Below are 10,513 nucleotides of genomic sequence, written 5' to 3'. Positions count from 1 at the left end.
ACGTGGGCGCAGGTCCATCCTAAAGGGGTGGTCCCACGTTTTGACGTGTACTGAGACAACTTCGTCAACTCCGGCATCTACGCCATCTACGTCCTCACCCAGTACAAGGCCCAGTCCCTCACCGAGCACATCCAGCGCTACTGGCGCTTCGGCGCCTTTTTGGAGGACCACTTCATCCTCCTGGTGCCCGCCCAGATGTACCGCTATGAGGAGCTCGGGCCCGTGTGGTACCGGGGCACGGCGGACGCCATCTACCAGAACCTCCACCTGGTGCAAAACCACGCCCCCGAGGCGGTGGCCATCTTCGGCGGGGACCACATCTTCAAGATGAACGTCCGCCACATGGTGGAGTACCACTATGAAAAGCGGGCGGACATCACCATCGCCGCCTACCCCGTGCCCGTGGAAGAGGCGGGCCGCTTCGGTGTCCTGCAGGTGGACGAGGAGTGGCGCATCACCGAGTTCCAGGAAAAGCCCAAGATCCCCAAGCCCCTCCCAAATAAGCCCCACCTGGCCCTGGCCTCCATGGGCAACTACATCTTCCGCACCGAGGCCCTTTTTGAGCTTTTGGAGGCGGACGCCAAGGACGAGGCGAGCTCCCACGATTTCGGCAAGGACGTGATCCCCCGGGCCCTCAAGGAGGGGTACCGGGTCTACGCCTACGACTTCCACCGCAACCCCATCCCCGGCCAGGAGGGCCCCAACCTCTACTGGCGGGACGTGGGGACCCTGGACGCCTACTTTGAGGCCAGCATGGACCTGGTGAAGGTCATCCCCGAGTTTGACCTCTTCAACCCCGAGTGGCCCCTCCGCACCGCCAACCTCTTTAGCCCCCCGGCCAAGTTCGTCCACGAAACCGGGGAGCGGGTGGGGCGGGCCCTCAACAGCCTCCTCGCCGGCGGGGTGATTGTGAGCGGCGGGACGGTGCGGGAATCCGTCCTCTTCCGCCGGGTGCGGGTGAACTCCTATAGCCTGGTGGAGCGCTCCGTCCTCTTTGACGACGTGGAGGTGGGGCGCTACTGCCGCATCCGCAACGCCATCATTGACAAGAACGTGAAGATCCCGCCCCACACCGAGATCGGCTACGACCTCGAGGCCGACCGGGCCCGGGGCTTCACCGTGACCCCGGAAGGGGTGGTGGTGGTCCCCAAGGGGTACCGCTTCTAGCCATGGAGAAGCACCCCGGAAAGCTCTTCTACCGCCTCTCCCGCCTCCAGCCGGGGGACGAGCTACCCCTCAAGCGCAAGCCCAAGGCCAAGGTCTACGCCAACCCCCTGGAAACCCAGGCCCTTCCCCCCGGGCGGCGCGACGGGGGGCCGCCCCTCTTCCGCGCCCTGGCCCACCTCAAGCCCGCTTTGCCCGAGGTGGGGGCCGCCCTCACCCTCAACGACCTCTCCCAGCTCCTCCTCCCCCTGGCGGAGCGGGAGGGGCTTAGGGGCTTCCCCTCCGCCGGCGAGGCCTACCCCGTGGAGGCCTACCTGGTGGCCCTCCAGGTGGAGGGGGTCTTCCCCGGGGTCTACCACTACTTCCCCAAGGAGCACCAGCTTTTCCAGCTCTCCCACAAGGCGGAGCCCGGGGCGTGGGCCGAGGCCCTTCTGGGGCTTTCCCCAAAGAAGGCGGCGGCCTTGCTCGTCCTCACCCTGGTCCCGGAAAGGAGCGAAGCCTTGTTCGGCCTTCGGGGATACCGGTATGCTCTTTTAGAGGCCGGCTACGCCGCGGGCTTGGTCCTGCTTTCCGCCGTGGGCCTGGGGCTTGCCGCCTATCCGGCGGAAACCTTCTACGACGAGGCGGTGGCCCGGCTTCTGGGTTTGCCCGAAGGGGAGTACCCCGGGGTGGTGGTGGTTCTGGGACGCTAGGTATTCGGAAAGGGATTATGGCGCGGATTCTCTTGGTGGAGGACGACCCCCAGGTGGGGGAGCTGGTGAAGCGGTTCCTGGAGAAGGAGGGGCTTTCGGTGGTCTGGGCCCGCGCGGGCCGGGAGGCCCTAAGGGAGGCCTTTGAGGGGGAGAAGCCCGACCTGGTGGTCCTGGACCGGGGCCTGCCGGACATGGAAGGCCTCGAGGTCCTCAAGGCCCTAAGGGACCTGGACCCCCTCCTTCCCGTTCTCCTGCTCACGGGCAGGGCGGACGAGGACAGCCGGGTGGAAGGGCTTTTGGAAGGGGCGGACGATTACCTGGGCAAGCCGTTCTCGCTAAAAGAACTCCTCGCCCGCATCAAGGCCCTCCTGCGCCGTGCGGGCAAGGAGGGGAGACGGCGCTTTGGCCCCTTGGAGCTGGACCTGGAGGCGCGCCAAGCGTATTTGGAAGGGGAGCCCCTAAAGCTTTCCGCCACGGAGATGGGCCTGCTTCTCGCCCTAGCCCAGGCCCCGGGCCGGGTCTACACCCGGGAGGAGCTTTTGGAAAGGGTCTGGGGGCCGGACTTCGCCGGCTCGGAGCGGGTGGTGGACGCCTACGTGCGGCTTCTCCGCAAGAAGCTCAAGGATGACCCCCACGCCCCCCGCTTCATAGAGACCGTGGTGGGGGTGGGGTACCGCTTCCTGGGGGAGTAGTGGAGCGGGTCTTCGTCTACGGCACCTTGAAGCGGGGGGAGCGGAACCACCCCCGGGTGGCGGGGAAGCTTTTGGGGGTGGTCCCGGGGTACGTGGAGGGGTTTAGCCTGTATCACCTGCCGAAAGGGGCGGGAAGGCCCTACGCCTACCCCGCCATGGTGCCGGGGGAAGGAAGGGTTTATGGCGAGGTCCTCCTCCTCCCGGCGGAGGCCCTTCCCCTTCTGGACGCCCTGGAGGAGGAGGGGGAGGAGTACCGGAGGGTGCGGGTCCTGGTCCACACGGCGGAGGGCCCCCTCGAGGCCTGGGCCTACCTTTACCTCCAGGACCTGAAGGGCGCCCTTCCCCTTCCCGAGGGGGTGTGGCCCCCATGAAGGTCCTCCTCGTGGCCCCCGAGGCCTACCCCTTGGCCAAGGTGGGGGGCCTCGCCGACGTGGTGGGGGCCCTGCCCAAGGCCCTGAGGCCCCTGGGAGTGGAGGCGGCGGTCCTCCTCCCCTGGCACCGGGGCTTGGAGGCCAAGGGGGTGGGGGAGGTGCGCTTCGCCTTCGCCGGCCAGGAGGCGCGGGCGGCCTTGGGGGAGCGGGTGGAAGGGGGGGTGCGCTTCCTCCTTTTGGGGGTGGAGGGGTTTGACCGGGAGGGAATCTACGGCTACCCGGACGACCCCGAGCGCTACCTGCGCTTCGCCCTGGCGGCCAAGGAGGTGGCCCGGGGCTTTGACCTGGTCCACGCCCACGACTGGACCGCCGCCCTCCTCGCCCTCTACGCCCCCACGGTCTACACCATCCACAACTTGGCCCACCAGGGCCTGGTGGACCCCGCCGCCTTCTTCCACTGGACCGGGCTTCCCTGGAGCCTCTTTCACCTGGAGGCCCTGGAGTACTACGGGAGGGTGAACCTGATGAAGGGGGGGATCGTCTTCGCCCGTTTGGTGACCACGGTGAGCCCCTCCTACGCCGAGGAGATCCAGACCCCCGAGTTCGGCATGGGCCTGGACGGGGTGTTGCGCCGGCATGCGGGGAGGCTTGTGGGCATCCTCAACGGCCTGGACACGGAGGTCTTTGACCCGGCCCGCGACCCCCACCTCCCCGCCCCCTACTCCCGGGAAGACCCCGCGGGCAAGGCTCTGGCCAAGGAGGCCTTCCGCCGGGAAACGGGGCTCGAGCCGCCCATCCTGGCCTACATCGGCCGCCTGGACCCGCAAAAGGGCCTGGACCTTCTCCTCGCCGCTTGGCCCCGCCTTAAGGAGCTTGGCTTCAGCCTTTACGTGCAAGGGGTGGGGGAGGGGAAGTTGGCCCAAGCCCTGCAGGCGGCGGAGGGGGAAAGCCCCACGCGGCTCCGCTTCGTCCCCGCTTACCACGAGGGCCTGGCCCGCCTGGCCTACGCCGGGGCGGAGGCGGTTTTGGTCCCGAGCCGCTTTGAGCCCTGCGGCCTGGTGCAGATGATCGCCCAGCGCTACGGCACCCCCCCCGTGGCCCGGGCGGTGGGGGGCCTGAAGGACACCATTGAGGACGGCCGGACGGGGGTCCTCTTCCAGACCTTCCACCCCGAGGGCCTCCTCTACGGGGTTTTGCGCCTCTTCTGGCTTGGGGCCGAGGCCTTGGGCCTGAAGGGCATGGAAAGGGACTTTTCCTGGGAAAAGCCCGCCCGGGCCTACCTCGAGGCCTACCGCCGCGCCCTAGGCTAGGATGGACGGGATGGTGGATGAGCTCAAACGGCGGGCTTTGGCGGGGGATGGCGAGGCGGAGGCGCTTTTGCGCTTCCTCCCCCTCCTGCGCGCCAAGGACTACGCCGCCGCCAAAACCTACGCCGAAGGCTTCCCCGAGGGCTTGCGAGAGCGGCTTCTTAGGGGCCTCGCCCTCCTCGCCGAAAACCCCCAGGCCCTGGAAGACCCCCTCTTCGCCGCGGAGCGGGAGGTGGTCTTGGGGGTGGAGGCGGTGCGGCAGGGCCGGCGGGCGGAGGCGGAAGCCCACTTCCAAGGGGCCCTCGCCCTGGACCCCGAGCACCACCGGGCCCTCACCAACCTGGGGACGCTTTACCTGGAACGGGGCGACTTGGAGGCGGCCTTAGACCTTTACCAAAAGGCCTTAAAGCTCGCCCCAGAAGACCCCCTCCTCCACGAGAACCTGGCCGCCCTCTACAAGCGCAAGGGGGACCTGGACCGGATGGTGGCCCACATGAAGCGGGCCACCCGGCTCAAGATGGCCCCGCCCTCCCCTCTAGACCCCCTAACCGGCCAGCGGGTGCGCCGGAAGCGGGTGCCCCTTTGGGTGTGGGTCTTCCTCCTCGCCCTCTTGGCCTATCTCCTCTATAAGCCGTAGGGCCCGGTCCAGGGCGGCGAGGCTTTTCCCCTCGGAGAGGATCCGCCGCCAAAGCCTCCCTCCGGGCCTGCCCCGGAAGAGGCCCAGCATGTGCCGCAGCACGGCCCAAGGAGGGGTGCCCCTCGCCACCTCTTCCTCCAGATAGGCCCGCATCCGCCGCGCCACCTGGAGGCGGCTCGGCCTCCTCCCCAGGCCGTACACCTTCCGGTCCGCCTCCTCCAGGACAAAGGGGTTCTCGTAGACCGCCCGGCCCAGCATGGCCCCGTCCACCTTGCCCAGGTGGGCCAGGGCCTCCTCCAAGGTGCGGAGGCCCCCGTTGAGCACGAAGGGGAGGTGGGGGAAGTCCCCTTTTAGGCGGTGGACCCACTCGTGGCGCAAGGGGGGGATCTCCCGGTTGGCCTGGGTGGAAAGGGTGAGGAGGGCGCTTCGGGCGTGGACGATGAAGGCCTTCGCCCCCGCCTCCGCCAGGCGTTCCACCAGGCGGGCGAGCTCGGGGTAGGTTTCCTGGCCCTCGAGGCCCAGCCGGAGCTTCACCGTGACCGGCACCCGCACCGCCTGGGCCATGGCCCGGACGATCTCCACCACCCTTAAGGGGTCGCGGAGGAGGCAGGCCCCGTACCCTCCTTCCTGGGCCTTCTCCGAGGGGCAGCCCAGGTTGAGGTTGATCTCGCCGTAGCCGAAGGCCTCCCCGATCCGCGCCGCCTCCGCCAGGTCCTCGGGGTTCCGGCCCGCAAGCTGCAGGGCGATGGGGTGTTCCTCGGGGCGGAAGGCGAGGAGGCGCGCCCGGTTGCCCCGCAAGACCCCTTGGTCCAGGGTCATCTCGGTGTAGAGCCTCACCCCCAGGCTCACCTGCCGCACCAGGTAGCGGAAGTGGCGGTCCGTGCGGTCCACCATGGGGGCCACGGAGAGCCTCAGGTCAAGCACCCAAGACCTCCTCCGGGGAAAGGGGCCTAGGCTCGCGGAATCCGATGTGCTCCCACTCCCCCTCCTCCACCACCACAAGCCCCGGGTTTTCCGCCCTTAAGCGGGCCACCACCCCCTGCACCAGGTCCTCGGGGGTGCTGGCGGCGGAGGTGAGGCCGAGGCGTTTCACCCCACGAAGCCACTCGGGGCGGAGCTCCTCCGGGCGCTCCAGCCGGTAGGCCCGCCCCACCAGGCTCTGGGCCAACTCCAAAAGGCGCATGCCGTTAGAGGAGTGGGGGCTCGTGAGGACCAAAAAGGCCTCCACGTGGGGGGCGATGCGCTTCACCGCCTCCTGGCGGTTCTGGGTGGCGTAGCAGAGATCCTTGCGGGCGGGCACCACCAGCTTGGGAAAGCGGCGCTTCAAGATTTCTATGGTGGCCAGGGTGTCGTCCACGCTCAGGGTGGTCTGGGTGAGGACCACCACCCTTTCGGGGTCGGGCACCGCCACCGTGCGGGGGTCGGCCAGGCGGGGGTCCTTGCCCACGTGGGTGTGCACCGCCACCAAGATGGTCCGGTCGGGGGCCTCGCCGTAGGTGCCCTTGATTTCCTGGTGGTCGGCGGAGTCCCCCACCAGGAGGATCCAGTACCCTTCCTTGGCGTAGCGCCGGGCCTCGGTGTGCACCTTGGTCACCAGGGGGCAGGTGGCGTCCAGGATGTGAAAGCCCATCTGGGCGGCTTCCTTGCGCACCGCGGGGGGGTGGCCGTGGGCGGAGAAGACCAGGGTGCCCGCAAGCCGCCTTTGCCGCCTAAGTTCCTCCAGCTCCGCCAGGTCCTCCACGAAGTGGACCCCCTTGGCCTTCAGGCGCTCCACCACCACCCGGTTGTGGACGATCTCGTGGTAGACCACCAGTTCCCCTTGGTCCTTCAGCGCCTCCGCCCAGCGCTCCACCGCCTCTATGGCCATCACCACCCCGGCGCAGAAGCCTCGAGGTCGGGCCAGGTAGAGGCGCTCAAGCCCCCCGTCCATGCCCCCCATTCTAGGCGCTGGGGCCTTCCGCCTTTAGGAGCTGGGCCGCCATCTCCTTGGCAAAGGGGGTTTGCGCCCGGGCGAGGGCCTTCTTGGCGGTTTCCCTGCCCTTGCCCCCGGGGCGGAAGGCCTCCTGGGCCAGGGCTAGAAGGGCCAGGGCGCTTCCGGGGAAGGGAAGGCCCGCCTTTTCCAGGAGGCCCAGGCCTTCCCCATAGCGGTGGAGGGCGGCCCTGGCCTCCCCTTTGAGGAGGGCCTGGCTCCCCTCTTGGAAAGCCCGGGCTACCCGGAGGAGGCCTTCCCCGTCCACCAAGGGCTCACCCGCCTCCGCCGAGGCGAAGGCCGCTTCCACCAGTCTTTCCAGGGCCAAGGCCCTCTCCCCCTCGGGAAGGGAGGGGTAGCGCTCCCGAAAGAGGGGGGCGAACCAGGAGAGGCGCAAGGGGCGCGCCAGGCGGAAGGTTTCCCCCTGGACCGCAAGCTCCTCCCCCAGGGCCCGAAGGAGGGGCACCAGGACGGGAAAAAGGGCCCGCACCCTCTCCCGGCTCGCCTCGCCGTGGAGGGCTAGGAAGAAGCGGAACTCCTCTACTCCTTCCACGCCTCCACTTCCTTGTACTGCACCAGGGCGGCGAAGAGGGGAGAGGGTCCCTCGGCCACGGAGAACTTCACGTCCACCAGGACCACGTTTTCCGGCAACTCCTCCACAAAGCGGTTGAGCCTCTCCTGGAAAATATCCTGGTCGTTCCCCGTTATTACCTTAAAGCGCACCCCCTGCATGGCCCCATTATGCCCTGCGCTCCACCAGGGCGCTTAGGATGTCCTCAAGCCTCCCCCGCGCCTCCGGGTTGGGTAGGGCCTCGAGGTGGGGCCGGAGGCGGTCGTACCCCTCCTGCCAAAGCCGCCGGGCCTCCGCCTTGGCCCAGGCCACGGCCCCCGAGGCGAGGAGCCTTTCCCAAAGCCAGCGCACCTCCCCCGCGGGCTTCTCCTCCCGGGGGAGGCGCAGCAGGGTCTCGGCCCTTCCCCTTTCTTCGGGGCTTGCCCCTTGGAGGAAGCGGAGGAGGATGAGGGTACGCTTGCCCTCGTAGAGGTCCCCGGCCAGCTCCTTGCCGTAAGCTTCATCCCCCTCCAGGTTGAGGACGTCGTCCACGATCTGGAAGGCCACGCCCAGCTTCAGACCCCCCTCCTCGTAAGCGGGGGGTGGGTTCTGCCCGGCCAGCAAGGCCCCCAGGCGCAAAGGGGCCACGGCGGTGTAGTAGGCGGCCTTGTGGGTTACCATGCGCAGGTAGTCCTCAGGGGTGAGGTCCAGCCGGCCCGCCAGGGTCCAGGAGAGGTCCAGGTGCTGCCCGTAGGCGGTGCGGCGCACCACCTGGTGGAACTCCCGGAGGACCCTCTCGTCCCAAAGCCCCTTCTCCAAGCCCTCTAGCAATAGCCCCCACATCTCGGCGTGGAGGGCGTCCCCGGCGTTCAGGGCCAGGGGCATGGGGTAGAGGCGGTGCAGGGCAGGGCGGCCCCGGCGCTCTTCGGAGGCGTCCTCAATGTCGTCGTGGATCAGGACCCAGTTTTGGAAAAGCTCCAAAGCGGTGGCCAATAGGAGGGCCGCTTCCTGCCCTGCCCCGTGGGCGAGGCCGCTGTAATAGACGAGGAGGCCCCGAAGCATCTTCCCGCCCCGCTGGGGGTAGTCCTGGAGGAGGGCCTCGTAGGCGGGGTCCTCGTGGCGCAGGTGGGCGAGGAGGCCTTCCTGTAGGGCCTTTCGCACCTCGGGGGGCGTGGGCGTCATGCTATACACTTTAGGCCATGCGCGGGTTAGCCGCAGGCCTCCTCGCCCTAAACCTCGTCACCCTCATCTGGGGCACCACCTTTGTGGTGGTGAAGGGGGCGGTGGGGGAGATGGCCCCAAGCCTGTTGGTCTTCCTGCGCTTCCTCCTGGCCAGCCTTTTCTTCCTCCCCTGGGCCTTTCGCCTGCCCAAGGGGGTGTGGGGCCCGGGGATGGAACTCGCCTTCTGGCTCCTTCTGGGTTATGCCTCCCAGGCCGTGGGCCTCATGTACACCTCGGCGAGCCGAAGCGCCTTCATCACCGCCTTGAACGTGGTCCTGGTCCCCTTGATCCTGGGCCTGGTGGGCCGGAGGCTTGGGGGGGTTTGGCTGGCGGCCCTTTTGGCCTTTTTGGGCGTGGGGTTTCTCTCCTATGATCCCCGGCAGCCTCCCTTGAACGTGGGGGATCTCTGGACCCTTCTTACCGCCCTTACCTACGCCCTTTACATCGTGCGCCTCGAGGTCCACGCCAAGGCTTACCCCTCCTTGCCCCTCACCGCTGTCCAGGTCCTGGGCACCGCCCTTTTGGCCTTCCCGTGGGCCTTGGGGGAAGGGGTGCGCCTGGAAGGGGTACCCTGGGGGGCGGTGCTTTACCTCGGGGTGGTGGCCACCGCCCTCACCACCTGGTTGCAAACCTGGGGGCAACGCCGGGTTCCGGCACCCCAGGCGGCCATCCTTTACACCCTAGAGCCCGTCTGGGCCACCCTTTTCGCCTTTTTGCTCCTGGGGGAGCGCTTGGGCCCCACGGGCTTCGTGGGGGCTTTTTCGGTCATCCTCGCCACCTTCTTGGCTATCCGCCGATCCCCAGCATGACCCGCTTGCGCAGGGTGGGGAGGGTGTTGCCGAAGGCGGGCTTGCGGTTGGTGGCGATCAGGATGGCATCCACCAGGGCCTCCACCGGCTCCTCTGCGGCAAAGGCCCAGGAAATATCCATCTCCAGATCGGTGAGGAGGCAGGGCCGGAGCTTTTTGTCGGAGGTGAGGCGAAGCCGGGAGCAGTTGGAGCAGAAGGGCTCGGTGACGGGGTTGATGAACCCCAGGGTGCCCTGGGCCCCGGGGATCCGAAAAACCCGGGCCGGGGAGGTGGGGTCATGGGGAACGGGTTCCAAGGGACCAAAGACCGCCTCGATCCGCGCCCGGATCTCCTTTCCTGACACAAAGCGGCGGCGGTACTCCTCGGGGTCGGAGTTGTCCAGGTGCATGTACTCGATGTAGCGCATGTGCAAGGGACGGTCCAGGGAGAGGCTGGCTAGGGGCACCACCTCTTCCTCGTTCATCCCCCGGATGACTACGGCGTTGAGCTTGACGGGGTGAAGCCCCAGTTCCAAGGCGGTCTCTATGGCTTGTAAAACCCGCTCCACCTTTCCTCCACGGGTGATGCGGGTGAAGACCTCAGGGGTGATGGCGTCCAAGGAGATGTTCACCCGGTTCAGGCCTGCTTGCACCAGCTCCTTGGCCCTTTTGGCGAAGAGGAGGCCGTTGGTGGTGATGGCCACGTCCTCGATGCCCTCCTTGCTCCGGGCCCGTTCGATCATCTGGGGAAGCTCCTTGCGCACCAAGGGTTCCCCGCCCGTGAAGCGCACGGCGGAAAGGCCAAGGAGGGAGGCGGCCTCGAGGAAGTGGTCCACTTCCTCCACCGTGAGGGTCCCTGGGGGTTCGGCCATCTCGAGGCCTAGGGGATGGCAGTAAAGGCAGTGCAGGTTGCACCGGGGGGTGACGGAGATGCGAAGGTCTTTGATAAGGCGCCCGTAGTTGTCCAGTAGCTTCATGCCTTTCCCTCTTCGGGCCACCATACTACGCCCTAGGCCGGAGGGCAAGGGATAAAAAAACAAACCCCCAGGCCTAGGCCTGGGGGCTACCTGGAGCGGGAGACGGGACTTGAACCCGCGACCCCGACCTTGGCAAGGTCGTGCTC

Annotated in this window: 12 protein-coding genes and 1 pseudogene; 7 read left to right on the top strand and 6 right to left on the bottom strand. The window is 67.8% G+C overall.

Features of this window, described 5'->3' with window-relative positions; genetic code table 11:
* Positions 1-54: 54 nt before the first annotated feature.
* From L0D17_RS12270 to L0D17_RS12245, 6 genes and pseudogenes are all read left to right on the top strand, one after another.
* Positions 55-1,167 (top strand): annotated as a pseudogene (locus L0D17_RS12270) (glucose-1-phosphate adenylyltransferase); the annotation flags it as partial.
* 2 nt (positions 1,168-1,169) lie between these two features.
* Complete coding sequence (locus L0D17_RS12265; protein ID WP_243095573.1) at positions 1,170-1,856, top strand: SagB/ThcOx family dehydrogenase; 687 nt, start codon at positions 1,170-1,172, stop codon at positions 1,854-1,856.
* A 17-nt stretch (positions 1,857-1,873) separates the two neighbouring features.
* Complete coding sequence (locus L0D17_RS12260; protein ID WP_243095572.1) at positions 1,874-2,548, top strand: response regulator transcription factor; 675 nt, start codon at positions 1,874-1,876, stop codon at positions 2,546-2,548.
* The gene (locus L0D17_RS12255; protein WP_243095571.1) at positions 2,548-2,919 is read left to right on the top strand and encodes a gamma-glutamylcyclotransferase family protein; all 372 of its coding nucleotides are present in this window, start codon (positions 2,548-2,550) and stop codon (positions 2,917-2,919) included. Before L0D17_RS12260 ends, L0D17_RS12255 begins: the two co-directional genes overlap by 1 nt.
* Positions 2,916-4,229: a glycogen synthase gene (locus L0D17_RS12250; RefSeq protein WP_243095570.1), complete on the top strand. Its 1,314-nt coding sequence runs from the start codon at positions 2,916-2,918 to the stop codon at positions 4,227-4,229. Before L0D17_RS12255 ends, L0D17_RS12250 begins: the two co-directional genes overlap by 4 nt.
* Positions 4,230-4,239: 10 nt before the next feature.
* On the top strand, positions 4,240-4,863 hold the full coding sequence (locus L0D17_RS12245; RefSeq protein WP_423247955.1) for a tetratricopeptide repeat protein: 624 nt from the start codon (positions 4,240-4,242) through the stop codon (positions 4,861-4,863).
* On the opposite strand, the gene dusA is transcribed toward L0D17_RS12245, so the two are convergent.
* Genes dusA through L0D17_RS12220 form a run of 5 tightly spaced genes read right to left on the bottom strand, consistent with a single transcriptional unit; the run spans position 4,771 to position 8,564 of the window.
* Positions 4,771-5,787, bottom strand: a complete 1,017-nt coding sequence (gene dusA / locus L0D17_RS12240; RefSeq protein ID WP_243095568.1) for a tRNA dihydrouridine(20/20a) synthase DusA — start codon at positions 5,785-5,787, stop codon at positions 4,771-4,773. The two genes, L0D17_RS12245 and dusA, sit on opposite strands and share 93 nt — an antisense overlap.
* On the bottom strand, positions 5,780-6,802 hold the full coding sequence (ispH, locus tag L0D17_RS12235; RefSeq protein ID WP_039460281.1) for a 4-hydroxy-3-methylbut-2-enyl diphosphate reductase: 1,023 nt from the start codon (positions 6,800-6,802) through the stop codon (positions 5,780-5,782). Before ispH ends, dusA begins: the two co-directional genes overlap by 8 nt.
* Position 6,803: 1 nt before the next feature.
* Positions 6,804-7,385 (bottom strand): hypothetical protein, encoded by a 582-nt coding sequence (locus tag L0D17_RS12230; RefSeq protein ID WP_071676914.1) that lies wholly within the window; start codon positions 7,383-7,385, stop codon positions 6,804-6,806.
* Complete coding sequence (locus L0D17_RS12225) at positions 7,373-7,564, bottom strand: hypothetical protein (RefSeq protein ID WP_071676913.1); 192 nt, start codon at positions 7,562-7,564, stop codon at positions 7,373-7,375. Before L0D17_RS12225 ends, L0D17_RS12230 begins: the two co-directional genes overlap by 13 nt.
* 7 nt (positions 7,565-7,571) lie before the next feature.
* Positions 7,572-8,564, bottom strand: coding sequence for a polyprenyl synthetase family protein (locus L0D17_RS12220; RefSeq protein ID WP_243095567.1), 993 nt, complete (start codon positions 8,562-8,564; stop codon positions 7,572-7,574).
* Between the two features lie 17 nt (positions 8,565-8,581).
* Between L0D17_RS12220 and L0D17_RS12215 the strand changes: the two genes are divergently transcribed.
* The gene (locus tag L0D17_RS12215; protein ID WP_243095566.1) at positions 8,582-9,412 is read left to right on the top strand and encodes a DMT family transporter; all 831 of its coding nucleotides are present in this window, start codon (positions 8,582-8,584) and stop codon (positions 9,410-9,412) included.
* Here the strand turns inward: L0D17_RS12215 and moaA are convergent.
* Complete coding sequence (gene moaA, locus L0D17_RS12210) at positions 9,390-10,367, bottom strand: GTP 3',8-cyclase MoaA (RefSeq protein WP_243095565.1); 978 nt, start codon at positions 10,365-10,367, stop codon at positions 9,390-9,392. The two genes, L0D17_RS12215 and moaA, sit on opposite strands and share 23 nt — an antisense overlap.
* Positions 10,368-10,513: the final 146 nt, after the last annotated feature.

Origin of the sequence: Thermus thalpophilus (assembly GCF_022760915.1) — a bacterium.
Taxonomy (GTDB): domain Bacteria; phylum Deinococcota; class Deinococci; order Deinococcales; family Thermaceae; genus Thermus; species Thermus thalpophilus.
The sequence above is the reverse complement of the archived record's forward strand: the minus strand, read 5'-3'. Positions and strand labels throughout refer to the sequence as shown.

What these genes read in the sequence shown, in the direction of transcription:
- moaA (WP_243095565.1), bottom strand. Translation starts at nt 10,367, where the DNA reads ATGAAGCTACTGGACAACTACGGGCGCCTTATCAAAGACCTTCGCATC.
- L0D17_RS12250 (WP_243095570.1), top strand. Translation starts at nt 2,916, where the DNA reads ATGAAGGTCCTCCTCGTGGCCCCCGAGGCCTACCCCTTGGCCAAGGTG.
- ispH (WP_039460281.1), bottom strand. Translation starts at nt 6,802, where the DNA reads ATGGGGGGCATGGACGGGGGGCTTGAGCGCCTCTACCTGGCCCGACCT.
- L0D17_RS12220 (WP_243095567.1), bottom strand. Translation starts at nt 8,564, where the DNA reads ATGACGCCCACGCCCCCCGAGGTGCGAAAGGCCCTACAGGAAGGCCTC.
- L0D17_RS12265 (WP_243095573.1), top strand. Translation starts at nt 1,170, where the DNA reads ATGGAGAAGCACCCCGGAAAGCTCTTCTACCGCCTCTCCCGCCTCCAG.
- L0D17_RS12215 (WP_243095566.1), top strand. Translation starts at nt 8,582, where the DNA reads ATGCGCGGGTTAGCCGCAGGCCTCCTCGCCCTAAACCTCGTCACCCTC.
- L0D17_RS12225 (WP_071676913.1), bottom strand. Translation starts at nt 7,564, where the DNA reads ATGCAGGGGGTGCGCTTTAAGGTAATAACGGGGAACGACCAGGATATT.
- L0D17_RS12245 (WP_423247955.1), top strand. Translation starts at nt 4,240, where the DNA reads ATGGTGGATGAGCTCAAACGGCGGGCTTTGGCGGGGGATGGCGAGGCG.
- L0D17_RS12260 (WP_243095572.1), top strand. Translation starts at nt 1,874, where the DNA reads ATGGCGCGGATTCTCTTGGTGGAGGACGACCCCCAGGTGGGGGAGCTG.